Here is a 16,462-nt window from a genome sequence, read left to right on the forward strand (position 1 = left end):
GGCTGCTCGGCGGTGCCCTCCGAGCGCGGGAAGAACTCGTACCAGGAGCCGTACAGGGCGCGTTCCCGCTCGACCAGCAGCGGCATCGGATCGGAGGCCGTCACCAGCTCCCGCAGCGGATACCGGGCGAGGACCGCCTCCACCTCCGGGGCCAGCGCCGCCTTCAGACGGTCGTTCACCGACAGGGAGTCGTCGCCGAGCGCGTGCGCGGCGGCCAGCACCAGGTTCCGCTCCGGGCCCTTGGGCACTCCGGCGGCCGCCCGCTCGTACAGCTCCGCGCCCTCCTCCAGGACCAGGCCGGTGTCGATCCCGGCCGGCACCTTGACGGACGCGGTGTGCCGCCAGGTCGCCAGCGGATGGCTCCACGCCTCCACGCGGAACGTCCAGCGGCCCGTCGCGTCCGGGGTGATCTCCGCTCCCCAGCGGTCGCTGCCGGGGGACAGCTCCCGCATCGGTGTCCAGGGGCCACGGCGGCCCTTGGGATCGCGCAGGACCACATTGGCGCCCACGGCATCGTGCCCTTCACGGAACACGGTGGCCGTGACCTCGAAGGTCTCCCCGGCCACCGCCTTCGCCGGGCGCCTGCCGCACTCCACGGCCGGCCGGACGTCACGTACCGGTACACGGCCGATGGCCGGGGTCCTGCGCATGTATCTCACCTCCGCCGTGCGCAAAGCCGGGCACGGGGCCCGGCTTCGCGATCCGTGTGGGGGCCGACCGCGTCGGTCCCCCGGGGGAACGCCTTGTACGGTGCCAGGTCAGGGGCTTGGCGCCGTGGATCGCCGCTCCGGTGGCGACGTTCTTCTGGCCGCCCGGCGTGGCTGCGGCCGTCCGTCCTGCTCGCGCAGGTAGGTGACCAGGCTCGTGCGGAGATAGCGCTCGGCGGCGTCCGCGGCCTCGCGGGCGCAGCGTTTGCCCATCAGAACGCACAGCGTGTACCCCGAGTCCTCGAAGGTGGCCCGGACCGTGCGGTCGTGGGGCGAGGCGAGCATCGCGCGCTCCCAGGCCCGGTAACGCCGCAACTGCCGGGCCACTTCGGCCTTGGCGGGTAGCAGCATCGCCCTCTTCACCCTCCACGCTCTCGACTGGGCGCGTTCCCGACGGTCGGGTGGTGTCCGCGCACGGGGAGGCGCGGCACCGTTACGGCGATCGAGGCTTTCACTTATGGTGCACGTACGATGACGCAGCGTCTTGTTGGAGCTTCAACCATTGCGGGTGTCGGGTGCTCGTGTTGCACGAATGGCGTAGCGGCCTCACCGTGGAGGTGACTCAGAAGCGATCAACGCTCACGCTATGTGTCCGGGATCCCTCCCGGCCGGGCGAGGGGAGCGAGAGCTTGGCCGGTGAGGAGCAAGCGACGATGAAGACCGCAGTGCCCTGCTACTACCACCTCGATGTGGAAGTCAGCCCGGAACGGGTGGTACAGGTCAGCCGCATCCTGGCCGCCCACCTCCGCTACTGGGACCTCGAGAACCTCACGGATCCCGTCTGCCGCGGCGCGGAACTGCTGCTGCGGGCGATCGACGAGCACGCCAGCGACAAGCACACCTCCATCGAGATGTGGTGGAACGGCCAGCACCTCATCACCGCGTTCGGTGACGACGACCCCGATCTGCGCCCCGACCAGGATCTGCGCGCCTGCCTGGCCGACATCGCCGCGATGAGCGACGGCTGGGGCTGCTGCGCCTCGGACACCGGCAGCAAGATCATCTGGTTCTCGCAGCGGGCCCGCGCCGGCGAGCGCGTCCCGTTGGTGCCCCTCGCCCCCGACCCCGCCCTGCGCACGGGTCTGAAAGTGCCGCGCGCGGAGCCGGTCGCCGTACTGGCCGCGCCGGCGCCCGCCGGTGACGACGCCCTGGAGGGCAGCCGGTGACCGCGCGCAAGAGGCGCAAAGGGGTGCCCGTGTGGAGCGGGCACCCCTACCCGTTGGGTGCCGTGTTCGACGGACAGGGCACCAACTTCGCCCTGTTCAGCGAGGTCGCCGAGCGGGTCGAGCTGATCCTGGTCGACGACGCCGGCACCGAGACCTCCGTCCCGCTGCACGAGGTCGACGGCTTCGTCTGGCACGGCTGTCTGCCCGGCGTCGGCCCCGGCCAGCGCTACGGCTACCGGGTGCACGGACCCTGGCAGCCCGCGCTCGGCCACCGCTGCAACCCCGCGAAGCTGCTGCTCGATCCGTACGCCCGTGCCGTGGACGGCCAGATCGACAACCACGCCTCCCTGTACGAGCGCGCCCCCGACGGCCCCGCCCCGGCCGACAGCGCCGGCCATTCCATGCTGGGCGTGGTCACCGACCCGTACTTCGACTGGGGCGACGACCGCCCGCCGCGGACACCGTACGCGGACTCGGTGATCTACGAGGCCCATGTGCGCGGCCTGACCCGCACCCACCCGGACGTCCCCGAGCGGCTGCGCGGCACCTACGCAGGCCTCGCCCACCCCTCGGTGACCGGGCACCTGACCTCGCTCGGCGTCACCGCGGTGGAGCTGATGCCGGTTCACCAGTTCGTGCAGGACGGTGTGCTGCAGGACCGCGACCTGTCCAACTACTGGGGCTACAACACCGTCGGCTTCTTCGCCCCGCACAACGACTACGCCGCCTTCGGCAGCCGGGGCCAGCAGGTCGACGAGTTCAAGGCCATGGTGAAGGCGCTGCACGCGGCCGGCCTCGAAGTGATCCTCGACGTGGTCTACAACCACACCGCCGAGGGCAACGAGATGGGCCCCACCCTCTCCCTGCGAGGCATCGACAACGCCTCCTACTACCGCCTGGTCGACGGCGACTGGGCGCACTACTACGACACCACCGGCACCGGCAACAGCCTGCTGATGCGGCACCCCTACGTGCTCCAGCTGATCATGGACTCGCTGCGGTACTGGGTCACCGAGATGCACGTCGACGGCTTCCGCTTCGACCTCGCGGCCACGCTGGCCCGGCAGTTCCACGAGGTCGACCGGCTCTCGGCGTTCTTCGACCTGATCCAGCAGGACCCGGTGATCAGCCGCGTCAAGCTGATCGCGGAGCCCTGGGACGTGGGGGAGGGCGGCTACCAGGTGGGCAACTTCCCGCCGCTGTGGTCGGAGTGGAACGGCAAGTACCGGGACGCGGTACGGGACTTCTGGCGGGCTGAGCCCGGCTCGCTCGGCGAGTTCGCCTCCCGGCTGACCGGCTCCTCCGACATCTACCAGCACAGCCGGCGCCGGCCGCGTGCGAGCGTCAACTTCGTCACCGCGCACGACGGTTTCACGCTGCGCGACCTGGTGTCGTACAACGACAAGCACAACGAGGCCAACGGCGAGGACAACCGGGACGGCGAGAGCCACAACCGGTCCTGGAACTGCGGCGCCGAGGGCGACACCGACGATCCGGCCGTCCTCGAACTGCGGTCCCGCCAGCAGCGCAACCTGCTGGCCACACTGCTGCTCTCGCAGGGCATCCCGATGCTGTGCCACGGTGACGAACTCGGCCGCACCCAGCGCGGCAACAACAACGCCTACTGCCAGGACAACGAGATCTCCTGGATCGACTGGGAGCTGACCGACGAGCAGCGCAGCCTCGCCGACTTCACCCGGCGCGTGATCGCCCTGCGCGCCGCGCACCCGGTGCTGCGCCGCCGGCGCTTCTTCCGCGGCGAGACGGTGACCCACGCGAAGCAGCCGCTGCCCGACCTGCTGTGGCTGCGGCCCGACGCCCGCGAGATGACCGACCGCGACTGGCAGCGCGGCGACGCGCACTCGGTCGGCGTGTTCCTCAACGGCGACGCCATCGCCGAACGCGACTCCCACGGGCGCCGGATGGTCGACGACTCCTTCCTGCTGCTTGTCAACGGCTACTGGGAGCCGGTCGTCTTCCGGCTGCCCGACCACTCCTTCGGGGAGCGCTGGACCACGTTGATCGACACCGCCGAGCCGGACGGCGTCCCCGACGAACGCGAACGCAAGGCCGCCACGAAGGTCCGCGTGGAGGCCCGCGGCCTGATCCTGCTGTCGCGGCCGTCACGTGCCGCGCGGTAGCCGGCCGGCCACCGGGGGCGCCGGCTCCCGGCGGCCGGCCGGCGCCCCGCGCCGTTCGCGCGGACTCAGCGGATGCGTCGTGACGTCACCGTGAACTGCGCCCCGTCGGCATCCCGCAGGATCGCCTCGGTCTCGTCCTCCTGCAGCACACTGCCACCGTGCTTCTCCGCGGTGCGGGCACAGCCCGGCACGTCGGCCACGGCGAAGTGGATCTGCCAGTGCGGGCGCACGGACGGGTCCGGGGCGGCCTCCACCGCGCCCGAGTCGATCCGCGCCACGATGTCGCCCTGGCTGCGCAGCACCACCTCGCCGCCGTCGTACTCGACCTCGCAGCACCCCGGCTGCCCGGAGGCCCAGTCGAGGATCTCGCCGTAGAAGATCGCGGAGTCGAAGGCGTTGCGGGTGTGCAGCCGGATGAACGTCGGCGCGGCCCGCCGCCACGCCTCCCAGTTCGAGACCAGCTCGCCCTGCCAGATGCCGAAGGTCGCCCCGTCCCGGTCGGCGAGCAGCGCGGCCCGGCCGGGCGGGAAGGACAGCGGGCCGACGGCCGCCGTGCCGCCGCGCTCCCGGGCCCGCGACACGGCCACGTCCGCGTCCGGCACGGCGAAGTACGGCGTCCAGGCCACCGCCATCTGCCACATGGCGGCGACCGCGGCGATCCCGGCCACCGGAACCCCGTTCGCCAGGGCGATGCGGAAGTGCTCGCCGAGTTTGGCACCGCGCCAGCGCCAGCCGAGGACGGCCGAGTAGAAGTCCTGCGTGGCCTGCAGATCGCGGCTGGTCAGGCTCACCCAGCACGGCGCACCGAAGACGGAGTCCGTGGAGACGACCTCTCTTCGCCTCGGTCCCGCCGGTTCGTCGGCGCTCGGTCCGCTGACAGGCGTGTCTTGGTTCATGGCAGTCGCGTCCTGCTCTCGGGGCCTGGCGGCCACCGGTCTCGACCAGTGTCCGACCGGAAGGGGGTCGGGTGCCTGTCGAGTACCCCGGGTGGCAGATGTCCAGGCCGCTCGCGCACGATGGAGGCATGGCAGAGAGCGAACCGGACCGGATCGCCGAGTTGCAGACACAGATCGACCAGCTGAAGGAGGCCGTGACCTCCCACGCGGTCGTCGACCAGGCGATCGGGATGATGGTGGCCCTCGGCCGGGTGACCCCCGACCAGGGGTGGGAGGTGCTCAAGGAGATCTCCCAGCACACCAACATCAAGCTGCGCAACATCGCGGAGCTGATCCTCATCTGGGGGCGCCGGGGCGACATCCCGCCCGAGATCCGCGCCGCGCTCGAGGACGCCCTGGACCGGTACGGCCCCACTCAGGTGCCCGGCACCGCGGAGGACTGAGACGCGACGGGTTGCGAGAGGGCCGCTCGGAGGCGCCACAGGGGTGGCCGGAGCGCCGCTCAGCGGATCTCCGCCAGCAGCTCCTCGCGCAGCCGGTCGAAGCAGCCGCTGAGCAGCCGCGAGACGTGCATCTGCGAGATGCCGAGCTGCTCGGCGATCCGGCTCTGCGTCATGCCGCGGAAGAACCGCAGATAGAGGATGACGCGCTCGCGCTCGGGCAGCGCCTCCAGGCACGGCTTGACCGCGGCCCGGTCGACCACCAGGTCGAATCCCGGGTCGGAGGCGCCGAGAGAGTCGCCGAGGGCGTAGCCGTCCGTACCGGCCACCTCGGCGTCCAGCGACAGCGCGGAGAAGCACTCCAGCGCCTCCATGCCGGTGCGCACCTCCTCCTCGCTCAGCCGGGTGTGCGCGGCGATCTCGGCGACGGTGGGGGCCTGGCCCGACGTGGTCTGCGCCAGCTCCTTCACGGCGGAGCGGACGCGGTTGCGCAGGTCCTGGACCCGGCGGGGCACGTGCAGGGTCCACATGTGGTCACGGAAGTGGCGCTTGATCTCGCCGGTGATCGTGGGCACGGCGTACGCCTCGAAGGCACGGCCGCGCTCCGGGTCGTAGTGGTCCACGGCCTTGACCAGGCCCAGTGCGGCCACCTGGTACAGATCCTCCAGCGACTCCCCGCGGCCGCGGAAGCGTACGGCGATCCGCTCGGCCATGGGCAGCCACAGCTGGACCAGCTCGTCCCGCAGCGCCTGGCGCTCGGGGCCGTCGGACAGTTCCGCGAGCCGCTCGAAGGACTCCACCGTGTCGGGGGCGTCGTCGTGCGGGTGCGGGTGGGACTTGGTGCTGCCGCTGACACGCATCGTGCGCACCTCTCTCAGCAGGTGCTGGGTGGACAGACACCGTGGGAGGTGCGCTCGGGACCTGGGAACGGACAGGGGCGCCCGGCGATGCCTGCTCCCGCGGACGTGCCTCCTGTCCGAAGCACACGGGTTCGTTTTCCCATTCTAGGTCGTCTCAAAACAAATGAGGACATAAGGGGCGGACTCGAGGCGTGGAGGGGACGACGGGTGACAACGCCGGCACGCCCCGGACGCCTCGCCCGCCGATCTAGCCTCGGACGTGATGTGCGGCACGCGCGCGCACCCGTTGCGAAGGGGCCCTGAACGGATTCTTCCTGCGCAGCGCTTGATCACCGATCAAAGCGGGTGAATCCCCTGGCCACAGCGCATTCTGCTCATTTGACAGTGCGCTCGGCGCACAGATAGACAGCACCTCTCGAAGGTCGAGAGGGGCACTGTGTACGAGCCGAACGTGGTCGGGGACTGGCACGAGTACGACGAACATGCCGGTCTGCGGGTCCGCGTCCACCGCCTGGAGGCGGCCGAGCCGCCGCGCGGACGCGACGACGCCGCCGTCGGGCTGACGTACTTCAGCGTCCGGGTCACCGTCGAGAACCGCGGCACGCGGCACTACGGCATCCATCTGGAGGACGGCCAGATCGACGTCCGGGTGGGCCCCGACGGCGAGGGCGCCTTCATCGACTGGCGCAACTCCCAGTTCATCGAGGGCTTCGACGTCTACCCGCTGCGCCGGGCCACCGCCGTCGTCTACGCCGCCGCCCCCGAGGCCGCCCTCACCCACGTGGACGTGCAGGTGCAGCTGCGGGTGGACGAGGAATGGGCCGACCGCCGAGTGTGGGCGGGCGGCATCGGCGTCCTGGAGGCGACCTCCGCGCCCGCCCCCGCCGGCACCGGCCAGGGCGGCCTGGCCCACCAGGTCAGCGCCTTCCTGAAGGAACAGACGGAGCCCGGCACCGCCTGACGCGAGCGGCTTCGCCGCCGCACGACCGGTGCGGCGGCCGCTCAGTGCGGGATGCCGTCGATGATCTCCCGCGCGCCCTGGCGCAGCAGCGCCACCGCGACCGAGGTGCCGAGCGTGGCGGGGTCCAGCCGGCCCGCCCACTCGTGGGCGTTCAGCCGGGTCTTGCCGTCGGGTGTGAAGACGCAGGCCCGCAGCGAGAGTTCCCCGCTGCGGTCCACGCGTGCGTAGCCGGCGATCGGGCTGTTGCAGTGACCTTGCAGCACGTGCAGGAACATCCGCTCGGCCGTGGCCTCGCGGTGGGTGGCGGGGTCGCCGAGCCCGCCGACCGCGTCGATCACCTCGGTGTCGCCCTCCCGGCACTGCAGGGCGAGGATGCCCGCGCCGATCGGCGGCATCATCGTCTCCGGGGAGAGCACCTCGCTGATCACGTCCGTGCGGCCGATGCGCTCCAGACCGGACACCGCCAGCAGCAGCGCGTCCGCCTCCCCGGCGGCCAGTTTCTCCAGCCGGCGGTTGGCGTTGCCGCGGAACGGCACGCACTCCAGATGCGGGTGCGTGGCGGCCAGCTGGGCGACCCGGCGCACCGAGGAGGTGCCGATCCGGGTGCCGGCCGGCAACTCGTCCAGGGTGAGCCCGCCCGGGTGCACCAGCGCGTCACGGATGTCGTCCCGCCTCAGGAACGCGGCGAACACCGTCCCGGCGGGCAGCGGCCGGTCGGCGGGCACGTCCTTGACGCAGTGCACCGCGAGATCCGCCTCCCCGGCCAGCAGGGCCGCGTCCACCTCCTTGGTGAACGCCCCCTTGCCCTCGACCTTGGACAGATCGCCCATCCACTTGTCACCGGTGGTCTTCACCGGGACGACCTCGGTGCGCACGCCCGGGTGCAGTACGGCCAACTCGGCGCGGACCCGCTCGACTTGGGCCAGGGCCATGGGTGAGTCGCGGGAGACGATACGGATCAGTTCCGGCACAGACATGGGGGACACGATAGACCCTGGGACCGCACGATCCCGCGACCTGTCACAGCATGACGTGCTTGACCTGGGTGTAGTCGAGCAGACCGGCGAGCGACAGGTCGCTGCCGTAACCGGAATGCCGTACGCCCCCGTGCGGCATCTCGGACACCGTGGTGCCGTGGGTGTTGACCCAGACGATGCCGGTGTGCAGCGCCCGGCTCGCGCGCATCGCCCGGTCGTGGTCCCGGGTCCAGACACTCGCCGCGAGCCCCTGGGGGACGTCGTTGGCCAGCTGGAAGGCCTCGGTCTCGGTGGTGAACGGCTGAACGGTGACGACCGGGCCGAAGACCTCGCCGCGCACGATCTCGTCCTCCTGCCGCACGCCGGCGACCACCGTCGGCTGGTGGAAGAACCCGGGGCGGTCCAGTGCGGCGCCGCCCGTGACGATCTCGGCGTGGTCCGGCAGGCCGTCCAGCACGCCGCGTACACCGGCGAGTTGGCCCGCGTGGGCGAGGGGGCCGAAGTCGGTGCGCGCGTCGTCGGGGGAGCCCGGCCGCAGCCGGGCGGCCCGGTCGGCGAAGTCGGTGACGAAGGCGTCGTGGATCCGGTGGTGCACCAGGAGCCGGGTGGCTGCCGTGCAGTCCTGGCCCGCGTTGTAGAAGGCCAGGGACGACAACCGCTCCACCGCGTCCTCGAGATCGGCGTCCTCGTGCACCAGCACCGGTGCGTTGCCGCCGAGTTCCAGGTGCAGCCGCTTGAGGTCGGCGGCCGCCGCGGCGGCGATCTCCCGCCCGGCACGGACACTGCCGGTGACGGCCACCAGCCGGATGCCGGGATGGGCGACCAGCAGGCGCCCGGTGTCGCGGTCGCCGCACACCACGTTGAGCACACCGGGCGGCAGGTGCTCGGCGGCGAGCCGGGCCAGCAGCGCCGCGGAGGTGGGTGTGGTGTCGGACGGCTTCAGGACGACCGTGTTCCCGGCGGCCAGCGCCGGGGCCACCTTCCACACCGCCATCATCAACGGGTAGTTCCAGGGCGTGATCTGCGCGCAGACCCCGACCGGCTCGCGGCGCAGCACGGAGGTGCGGCCCGGCGTGTACTCGGCGGCGGCGGCGCCCGGCAGGTTCCGCGCGGCCCCGGCGAAGTACCGCACCACGTCGGTGATCGCGGGCAGCTCGTCCGCCAGGAACAGGGCGCGCGGCTTGCCCGTGTCGGTGACCTCCGTGCGGGCCAGGGCGTCGGCGTTCCGCTCCAGGGCGTCGGCGATCCGCAGCAGCGCGGACTGGCGCCCCGCCGGGGTGGTCGCCGACCAGCCGGGGAAGGCGTCGCGCGCCGCGCGCGCGGCGGCGTCGACGTCCTCGGCGCCCGAGAGCGGCGCGGTGCCGTGGACGCGTCCGGTGGCCGGGTCGACCAGGCGCAGGACGGCTCCGGAGGCGGCCGGCACGTCCTCGCCGCCGATGTGGTTGAGCACGGGGGACGACGGAAGGTGTTCAGCCACGGCGCAGGGCCTCCTCGGCGGCGGCACGGCCGGTGCGGACGGCGCCCTCCATGTAGCCGGCGACCCACTGGTCGGAGCCGCAGACGTAGAACGGGGGTTCGTGGGTGCCGTGCAGCGGGCCCACCGCCATGACCTCACCGGGCGGCCACTGGGTGACATAGCCCCGGGTCCACGGGTCGGTGCCCCACAGCCGCAGATGGCAGGAGACCGGGCGGCGGGCCGCCTCGCCGAACATCGCGGCCATCTCGCCGAGCAGTTCGGGGGTGCGCAGGTGCGGCGGGATGCCCAGCAGGACGCCGTAGCGCTCGGGCGGTACCAGCGCGGACAGGACGCCCTCGCTCTGCGGCCAGGTGCTGCCGAGCACCCCCTCGGCCTCGGACAGGCCGTTCAGCCCGCCCGCGCGCCAGAAGGGCGTGCCGTAGACCGCGGCGAACTTGGCCGCGACGGCGTGGCGTTGCCGGTGCAGGGAGGCGAGACGTTCCTCGCTCACGCCGGTGACGGACACCGACCGCAGGGGCCCCACCGGCAGGGCGCTCACCACGGCGGCAGCGGTGAGGGTCTCGCCGGTGACCAGACGCACGCGGCAGTGGCCGGGCCGGATGCCGACACCGGCGACGGGCGAACCGAGGCGGATGCGCCCCTCCAGCTCGCGGCCCATGACCTCGGCGAGGGTCGCCGAGCCCTCGGCGATCCGCAGCCCCTCCCAGTCCTCGTAGTCGTAGTCGCCCGTGCCGGAACCCGGTACCGCCGCGCTCTTGCGCAGCGCGGCCAGCAACGAGATCCGCTCGTACGATCCTCCGGCCAGGGCGAGCTGGCCGATGTCCCACAGGCGTACGACGGCGGGCGTGGCGTGCCGGGAGCGCAGCCAGTCGGCGACGGACAGCCGGTCCAGGGCGGTCGCCTCCGGGTGCGACCAGGGGTCGTCCGGGTCGACGGTGGCGGCCAGTGCCGTGAACTCGGCGCCGAGCCGGTCGTGCACGGCCGGGTCGCCGGGGCCGAACCAGTGCGGAGGGTCACCCGCCGACCGCCCCTCCGGGGTGGCCCGGGTGAGGAGACCGGGTTCCTCGACGTAGCTGGGTACCAGCTTCAGGCCCAGTTCGTCGGCCAACCCGAGGTAGGCGGTGTGGGCACGGCCCACGACCTCGCCGCCCAGCTGGACGGTGCGGCCGTCGGGCGTGCGGATCTGCTCGACCCGGCCGCCGACGCGGTCCCGGGCCTCCAGGACGAGCACGTCGGTGCCGGCGGCCGTCAGGTCCCGGGCGGCGGCGAGCCCGGCAAGACCGGCGCCGAGCACGATCACGTCGTGATGCATCAGCTTCGCTTTCGTCGGGGGCGGGGGTCAGGCCAGGACCAGGCAGTGTTCGGGCCGCCAGCCGAACTCGACGGTCTCGCCGCCGCTCCAGCGGTCCTCCATGCGCGCGCGGGCCGTGTTCTGCTCCAGCACCGACAGGGTGACGCCGGGGGCGAGTTCGATGAGATAGGTCGTGGTCGGGCCGCTGTAGACGGTCTCGCGGACCACACCGCTGAGCATCGACATGCCCGGTTCGAAGTCGGACAGCCAGATCTTCTCGGGGCGTACGGAGACACTGACGGCGGTGCCGTCCTTGATGCCGGTCCGGGGCCCGACCGGGAGCGCGGGGCCCTGGTCGAGGGCGACCTCGCCGCCGCGGTAGGTGCCGGCCATCAGGTTGGAGGTGCCCATGAAGGAGGCCACGAAGCGGGTGGCCGGGTGCTCGTAGACGTCCTCGGGGGTGCCGCACTGCTCGACGCGGCCGGCGTTCAGCACGGCGATCCGGTCGGACATGGTGAGCGCCTCGTCCTGGTCGTGGGTGACGAAGACGAAGGTGATGCCGACCTCGCGCTGAATCTGCTTCAGCTCCACCTGCATCTGCCGGCGCAGCTTCAGATCGAGGGCGGCCAGCGGTTCGTCGAGGAGGAGCACGGCGGGCCGGTTGACGAGGGCGCGGGCGAGGGCCACGCGCTGCCGCTGGCCCCCGGAGAGGGTCCGGGGCCTGCGGTCGGCGAGGCCGCCGAGCTGGACCAGGTCCAGCATCTCGCCCACGCGCCTGCGTATCCCGGCCCGGTCCACGCCCTTGCGTCTGAGGCCGAAGGCGATGTTGTCGGCGATGCTCAGATGGTCGAAGAGGGCGTAGCTCTGGAAGACGGTGTTGACGTTGCGCTTGTCGGGCGGCAGCCCGGTCACGTCCTCACCGGCGAGCAGCACCGAGCCCTCGGTGGGGTCGGTGAACCCGCCGATCATGCGCAGCGAGGTGGTCTTTCCGCAGCCGGAGGGGCCCAGCAGCGAGAAGAAGTGGCCGGCCTCGATGTCGAGGTCCAGGTCGCGTACGGCGTAGGAGTCCGCGTACTGCTTGGAGACGCCGTCGAGCCGGACGGCCGGGGTCGCGTCGGTCACGTCCATGGAAGTCACTCTCCGGAGAGGATGTCGAGGCCGCCGCGGCGGCCGAAGAGGCGCGGGATGAACAGCGCCAGGGCGATCAGGCAGACGGAGCCGGCGAGCATCAGGGTGCCGACGGCGTTGATGGTGGGCTGCACCCCGAAGCGGATCGCGGAGTAGATCCGCACCGACAGCGGCTGGGGGTCCACGCCGGTGGTGAAGTAGGCGAGCACGAAGTCGTCGAAGACGAGCGCGAAGACCAGCACGGCACTGGCGAGCACGGCGGGCAGCAGGGCCGGCAGGGTGACCAGGCGGACCGCCTGCCAGCGGGTGGCGCCCAGATCCATCGCGGCCTCCTCCACCTCGGGGTTCAGCGCCGCGACCCGGGAGCGGAGGATGACGGTGACGTAGGAGATGGAGAAGGTGATCTCCGACAGCGTCACCGTGACCGTGGACAGGGCCACGCCCAGGCCCTTGAAGAGCAGCATCGACGCGACGCCGGTGACGATCTCCGGGGTGATCAGCGGCACGAGCATGACGAGGCCCGCGAGCGAGCCGAGCCGGGTCCGGCAGCGCACCAGTCCGAGCGCGAGGGCCACGCCCAGCAGGACGGAACCCGCCATCGCCACCAGGGAGATGCGCAGGCTGGTGCCGAGCGAGGAGAGGAGCACGTCGTCATGGGCGAAGGCCCGGTACCAGCGCAGGCTGAACCCGCCGAAGACGGTCAGGGACTTCTTGGAGTTGAAGGAGAACAGCGCGACGACGGCGATGGGCAGGTAGAGCAGCGCGAAGAAGAGGGCGGTGACGGCTATGAGGACGCGGGGCTTGCGGTCGGCCCGGCCGCGCCGCGAGCGGGAGCGTACGGCGGGCCGGTCGGGGGCGGGGGCGGCGGCCGAGGGCAGACGCGGCCGGGTCATCGGCGGGCCTCCGCCTCGTCCTTGCGGGTGCGCCGCAGGTAGCCGAACATCCCGACCAGCAGCACCCCCATCAGCAGCATGGTGAGCGCCGAGCCGAGCGGCCAGTTCTGGCCCTGGAAGAACTTGTCCTGGATGAGGTTGCCGATCATGATCTGGTCCGGGCCTCCCATGAGCTGCGCGCTGACGAAGTCGCCCATGGCGGGCAGGAACACCAGGACCAGTCCGGCCGCCGCGCCCTGCCGGGTGGCGGGCAGGGTGACGAAGAGGAAGGTCCGCACCGGGCCGCCGTACAGGTCGCGGCCGGCCTCGATGAGGGAGACGTCCAGCCGCTCCAGGGCCGCGTACAAGGGGATGATCATGAAGACGACGAAGCCGTAGACGAGTCCGGCGATCACGCCGAAGCCGGTGTTGAGGATCTTCGTGTCGCCGTCGGCCAGGCCGATCGCACGCAGCGCGCGCAGCACGGGCCCGTCGTCGGAGAGGACCACCGACCAGCCGTACATGCGGACCAGGTAGTTGGCGAAGAACGGCACCACGATCGCGGCGATCAGCGCGTTCTTGTACCGGCCGCCGTACAGGGCGATGGTGTACGCCACCGGGTAGGCGATCAGCAGGCAGACGACGCAGGTCAGCAGGGCGTAGCCGAGGGAGCGGGCCAGGACCTCGGTGTAGGCGGGGTCGGCGAGGGCGCGGATGCAGGCGAGGTCGAAGCCGAAGCGCGGGTTGCCGAGTTCGTCGGTGGTACCGACGGCGAGGACGGCGACGAGCACCAGTGAGGCGATCAGGAACCCGGTCATCCACAGGGTGCCGGGCAGCATGAACCACGCCCACATGCGGTTGCCGTCGCTGTCCGTACCGCGCGGCCGGGTGCGCGAGGAGTGGCGGAGCAGCGCCATGGCTCAGCCCGCCTTCACATGGGTCCAGGCGGTGTCGCGGGCGTCCTCCGCCGCGCGGCCGCCGTTGCGGAAGAACAGGTCGGCCTCGAGGTCGGCCTCGGTGACCAGGCACTCGGGGAAGGGCTCGACGAGGTCGGCATAGACCTTCTCGGACCCGGCCACCGGCATCGGATAGCCGATGTACTCGATGTTCTTCTTCACGTTCTCCGGCCGGAGCATGTAGTCGATGAAGAGCATCGCGGTGCCGGGGTGCGGGGCGTTCCAGGGGATGGCGTAGCAGTCGGAGTTGATCGGCGTGCCCTCCTTGGGGGCCTGGAAGCCGAAGACGGAGGGGTCCTTGGCCTGGTTGAGCATGGCGGCCATGTCGCCGCTCCAGGCCTGGGTCATGACCGCGTTGCCGTTGAGAAGGTTGTTGTAGCTGTCACTGGAGAAGCCGCGCAGCCGCGGGCGGAGGGTGCCCAGCAGGGAGGTGATGCGGTCCAGGTCGTGGGGGTCGCCGGTGCTGACGTCGAGGCCGAGTGCCAGGGCGCCCATGCCGAGGACCTCGTCGCGGTCGTCCAGCAGGAAGACCTTGCCCCGGGCCCGGTCGTTCCACAGGTCCCGCCAGGAACCGGTCAGTTCCCCGATCCGGTCGCGGCGCCAGCCGATGCCGGTCTTGTAGGCGGTGAAGGGGACGGTGTGCGCGGAACCGGGGTCGTACCAGGGGTCGGCGAAGTAGGCGTACGTACCGAACACGGCGTGCCCGTGGGCGAGCCGGCTGTGGTCGATGCGGCGCAGCCGGCCGCCGCGGACCAGGCGCTGGGCCCATTTGGCGGTGGGGAAGACGATGTCGTAGCGGTTGCCGGCGTTCAGTTTGGCGACCATGCCCTCCATGGAGTCGAAGTTCGACTGGACGACCCGGACGCCGTACTCCTTCTCGAATCCCTTGAACACGGAGGGGTCGACGAAGTCGGCCCAGTTGAAGTAGACGAGATCGCCGTCGACGCGGGGCCGGACGGGCGCGAGGGCCCTGGCGTCGGGTTTCTTCGCTGGCATGAAACCGCAGCCGGCGGTCGCGGTGCCCAGCAGGCCGCAGGCGCCGGCCCGGAGCACGGCGCGGCGGCCCGGTGGGGCGGACAGATCGGGGGACATGGAGCGTCCTCTCCGTCGAGGAACGGCACAAGTCCAGGGCGGACCGGCTGGTCGGCTCGCTACGGGCCCTGACGCCGTAGCGAAGACCGGTCTGGGGAGGGTGCGAACGCGGGTCAGCGGGGGAGGGGTAAGCCCGACGGGAGGGACACGGGGCTGGGGTGCGGTCCGGCGGGCGTCACCGGGCGTCCTGAGCCAGGTCGTCCCGGACCCGGCGGGCGAACCAGCCGACGGCGGCCTCGCGGCTGGAGAGCGGACCCGGCTCGAAGCCCGGCGTGGACAGGCCGGCCTGGACCCGCTCCACCAGCTCGGCGTCCTCGTCGTTGGTGACCCAGCCGATGTGGATGTTCAGCCGCCGGGCCAGCCGGGTGCGCAGGCCCTCGCCGTGCCGGGTGTAGAAGGCGCCGGGGATCGCCGCCCGGTCCTGGGCGGTGGGGAGCGCGGTCCACGCGAGCACGTGGTCAGGGTAGAAGTCGATGAGCGTGTTCGGATAGATCACGGCGTACCGCCACACCCGCCGGTCGGCCTCGGTCAGCCCCGGCATGGGGGTGGCGAGGCGCTGGTAGAGCCGCTCGGTCCAGTTCGAGGACGGCTTGTCGCGCAGCGGCGACTCGAACAGGACGTAGTTCTCCTGCACGTCCACCGTGTACGCCTGGTAGTCCAGCAGGCGCATCAGCGCGGGGTGGGCGACGGGGACGTGGTAGCCCTCGAGGTAGTTGTCGACGATCACCTTCCAGTTGGCGTGCTGCTCCTCCCCGCCGGCGAGGTCGTGGATGCGGTGCCTTCCGACCGGTACGAGACCGGGTCCGGCGTAGCGGCCGACGGCGTCGGCGAGTTGGGCGCAGGTCTCGGCGAGGGGTGCCGCCTCGAGGTGGAGGTTGACGAAGACGAACCCGAGGAACGACTCGACGTTGACGGGGTGCAGCCCGAGCCGGGGCTTGTCCAGGCAGGGGATCCGGCGTGCCTCGGGAGCGCCGACGAGCCGTCCGTCCAGCTTGTAGGTCCAGCCGTGGTACGGGCAGCGGATCGCCTTGCCCGAGGGTTCCGGGGCGGTGACCAGGCGGGTGCCGCGGTGGCGGCAGGCGTTGAGATGGGCGGCGAGGCCGCCGTCCTCGGTGCGCACGACCAGGACTTCCCGCCCGGCGACCGTGGCGGTCAGCCGGGCGCCCGGCCCGGGGAGGTCGGATTCGTGGCAGACGAGCTGCCAGGACCGGGCGAAGATGCGCTCGGTCTCGGCCTCGGCGAGGGCCGGATCGGTGTAGTAGCGCGCGGGCAGCGCTTCCCCGGGGTCTTCCGGGGGCGCCGCCGGCGGGGCGGCGGACGCGGTGTCCGCCCGGGTGGTCGAGGGATGCATGGGGTCCTCCTCCGCGCCGCGGCGACGGCGATGGGCGGTGAGGCTGCGGGCGGGACGGCGGGCTGGTGCCACGGGTGAGAGCCACGGCGTCCCGGCTGACTAATTGGTTAGTCAGAGTGAAGCCGACCTCGCGGCAAGTCAAGACTT

At 71.9% G+C, this 16,462-nt stretch carries 16 protein-coding genes; 4 read left to right on the forward strand and 12 right to left on the reverse strand.

All coding sequences use genetic code 11. The features are described from left to right. Together ACZ5CW_RS26710 and ACZ5CW_RS26715 are read right to left on the reverse strand one after the other, a co-directional pair. A partial coding sequence (locus ACZ5CW_RS26710; RefSeq protein ID WP_468605603.1) for a maltotransferase domain-containing protein occupies nt 1-650 on the reverse strand: 650 nt, incomplete at its 3' end. Between the two features lie 108 nt (nt 651-758). Further along, nucleotides 759-1,058: a DUF5133 domain-containing protein gene (locus ACZ5CW_RS26715; RefSeq protein WP_468605605.1), complete on the reverse strand. Its 300-nt coding sequence runs from the start codon at nt 1,056-1,058 to the stop codon at nt 759-761. A 302-nt stretch (nt 1,059-1,360) separates the two neighbouring features. Between ACZ5CW_RS26715 and ACZ5CW_RS26720 the strand changes: the two genes are divergently transcribed. Next, nucleotides 1,361-1,873 carry a pep a2 gene (locus ACZ5CW_RS26720; protein WP_468605607.1) on the forward strand — a complete coding sequence of 171 codons (513 nt, stop codon included), beginning with the start codon at nt 1,361-1,363 and terminating at the stop codon, nt 1,871-1,873. Continuing rightward, nucleotides 1,870-4,014: a glycogen debranching protein GlgX gene (glgX, locus tag ACZ5CW_RS26725; RefSeq protein ID WP_468605609.1), complete on the forward strand. Its 2,145-nt coding sequence runs from the start codon at nt 1,870-1,872 to the stop codon at nt 4,012-4,014. Before ACZ5CW_RS26720 ends, glgX begins: the two co-directional genes overlap by 4 nt. Before the next feature lie 65 nt (nt 4,015-4,079). Here the strand turns inward: glgX and ACZ5CW_RS26730 are convergent, their stop codons facing one another. Further along, nucleotides 4,080-4,910: a VOC family protein gene (locus ACZ5CW_RS26730; RefSeq protein WP_468605611.1), complete on the reverse strand. Its 831-nt coding sequence runs from the start codon at nt 4,908-4,910 to the stop codon at nt 4,080-4,082. Between the two features lie 128 nt (nt 4,911-5,038). Between ACZ5CW_RS26730 and ACZ5CW_RS26735 the strand changes: the two genes are divergently transcribed. Beyond that, nucleotides 5,039-5,353, forward strand: coding sequence for an ANTAR domain-containing protein (locus tag ACZ5CW_RS26735; RefSeq protein ID WP_468605613.1), 315 nt, complete (start codon nt 5,039-5,041; stop codon nt 5,351-5,353). Nucleotides 5,354-5,412: 59 nt separating this feature from the next. On the opposite strand, the gene ACZ5CW_RS26740 is transcribed toward ACZ5CW_RS26735, so the two are convergent. Continuing rightward, on the reverse strand, nt 5,413-6,210 hold the full coding sequence (locus ACZ5CW_RS26740) for an RNA polymerase sigma factor SigF (RefSeq protein ID WP_468605615.1): 798 nt from the start codon (nt 6,208-6,210) through the stop codon (nt 5,413-5,415). Between the two features lie 436 nt (nt 6,211-6,646). Here ACZ5CW_RS26740 and ACZ5CW_RS26745 point away from each other — a divergent pair, with 436 nt between their 5' ends. Beyond that, the gene (locus ACZ5CW_RS26745; RefSeq protein ID WP_468605617.1) at nt 6,647-7,171 is read left to right on the forward strand and encodes a hypothetical protein; all 525 of its coding nucleotides are present in this window, start codon (nt 6,647-6,649) and stop codon (nt 7,169-7,171) included. Nucleotides 7,172-7,212: 41 nt separating this feature from the next. On the opposite strand, the gene hemC is transcribed toward ACZ5CW_RS26745, so the two are convergent. The 8 genes from hemC to ACZ5CW_RS26785 all read right to left on the reverse strand — a co-directional run bounded on the left by hemC (nt 7,213) and on the right by ACZ5CW_RS26785 (nt 16,315). Then, a complete protein-coding gene (gene hemC / locus ACZ5CW_RS26750; RefSeq protein ID WP_468605619.1) occupies nt 7,213-8,148 on the reverse strand; it encodes a hydroxymethylbilane synthase in 936 nt (311 codons plus the stop codon). Nucleotides 8,149-8,191: 43 nt separating this feature from the next. After that, nucleotides 8,192-9,625 (reverse strand): aminobutyraldehyde dehydrogenase, encoded by a 1,434-nt coding sequence (locus ACZ5CW_RS26755; RefSeq protein ID WP_468605621.1) that lies wholly within the window; start codon nt 9,623-9,625, stop codon nt 8,192-8,194. After that, nucleotides 9,618-10,937, reverse strand: a complete 1,320-nt coding sequence (locus ACZ5CW_RS26760; protein WP_468605623.1) for a flavin monoamine oxidase family protein — start codon at nt 10,935-10,937, stop codon at nt 9,618-9,620. Before ACZ5CW_RS26760 ends, ACZ5CW_RS26755 begins: the two co-directional genes overlap by 8 nt. A 27-nt stretch (nt 10,938-10,964) precedes the next feature. Beyond that, the gene (locus ACZ5CW_RS26765; protein ID WP_468605625.1) at nt 10,965-12,044 is read right to left on the reverse strand and encodes an ABC transporter ATP-binding protein; all 1,080 of its coding nucleotides are present in this window, start codon (nt 12,042-12,044) and stop codon (nt 10,965-10,967) included. A 5-nt stretch (nt 12,045-12,049) separates the two neighbouring features. Then, nucleotides 12,050-12,937 (reverse strand): ABC transporter permease, encoded by an 888-nt coding sequence (locus ACZ5CW_RS26770; RefSeq protein WP_468605627.1) that lies wholly within the window; start codon nt 12,935-12,937, stop codon nt 12,050-12,052. Beyond that, the gene (locus tag ACZ5CW_RS26775) at nt 12,934-13,833 is read right to left on the reverse strand and encodes an ABC transporter permease (RefSeq protein WP_468605629.1); all 900 of its coding nucleotides are present in this window, start codon (nt 13,831-13,833) and stop codon (nt 12,934-12,936) included. The genes ACZ5CW_RS26770 and ACZ5CW_RS26775 overlap by 4 nt, the downstream gene beginning before the upstream one ends. 3 nt (nt 13,834-13,836) lie before the next feature. Then, the gene (locus ACZ5CW_RS26780) at nt 13,837-14,964 is read right to left on the reverse strand and encodes a polyamine ABC transporter substrate-binding protein (RefSeq protein WP_468605631.1); all 1,128 of its coding nucleotides are present in this window, start codon (nt 14,962-14,964) and stop codon (nt 13,837-13,839) included. A 175-nt stretch (nt 14,965-15,139) separates the two neighbouring features. Continuing rightward, complete coding sequence (locus ACZ5CW_RS26785) at nt 15,140-16,315, reverse strand: aromatic ring-hydroxylating oxygenase subunit alpha (RefSeq protein WP_468605633.1); 1,176 nt, start codon at nt 16,313-16,315, stop codon at nt 15,140-15,142. Nucleotides 16,316-16,462 lie beyond the last annotated feature (147 nt).

The organism is Streptomyces sp. NPDC031379 (assembly GCF_055569615.1).

Bases quoted from the DNA above. Each gene is read 5' to 3' on its own strand.
- hemC (WP_468605619.1), bottom strand. From the start codon at position 8,148: ATGTCTGTGCCGGAACTGATCCGTATCGTCTCCCGCGACTCACCCATG.
- ACZ5CW_RS26715 (WP_468605605.1), bottom strand. From the start codon at position 1,058: ATGCTGCTACCCGCCAAGGCCGAAGTGGCCCGGCAGTTGCGGCGTTAC.
- ACZ5CW_RS26785 (WP_468605633.1), bottom strand. From the start codon at position 16,315: ATGCATCCCTCGACCACCCGGGCGGACACCGCGTCCGCCGCCCCGCCG.
- ACZ5CW_RS26730 (WP_468605611.1), bottom strand. From the start codon at position 4,910: ATGAACCAAGACACGCCTGTCAGCGGACCGAGCGCCGACGAACCGGCG.
- ACZ5CW_RS26740 (WP_468605615.1), bottom strand. From the start codon at position 6,210: ATGCGTGTCAGCGGCAGCACCAAGTCCCACCCGCACCCGCACGACGAC.
- ACZ5CW_RS26780 (WP_468605631.1), bottom strand. From the start codon at position 14,964: ATGTCCCCCGATCTGTCCGCCCCACCGGGCCGCCGCGCCGTGCTCCGG.
- ACZ5CW_RS26770 (WP_468605627.1), bottom strand. From the start codon at position 12,937: ATGACCCGGCCGCGTCTGCCCTCGGCCGCCGCCCCCGCCCCCGACCGG.
- ACZ5CW_RS26765 (WP_468605625.1), bottom strand. From the start codon at position 12,044: ATGGACGTGACCGACGCGACCCCGGCCGTCCGGCTCGACGGCGTCTCC.
- ACZ5CW_RS26760 (WP_468605623.1), bottom strand. From the start codon at position 10,937: ATGCATCACGACGTGATCGTGCTCGGCGCCGGTCTTGCCGGGCTCGCC.
- ACZ5CW_RS26775 (WP_468605629.1), bottom strand. From the start codon at position 13,833: ATGGCGCTGCTCCGCCACTCCTCGCGCACCCGGCCGCGCGGTACGGAC.
- ACZ5CW_RS26735 (WP_468605613.1), top strand. From the start codon at position 5,039: ATGGCAGAGAGCGAACCGGACCGGATCGCCGAGTTGCAGACACAGATC.
- ACZ5CW_RS26720 (WP_468605607.1), top strand. From the start codon at position 1,361: ATGAAGACCGCAGTGCCCTGCTACTACCACCTCGATGTGGAAGTCAGC.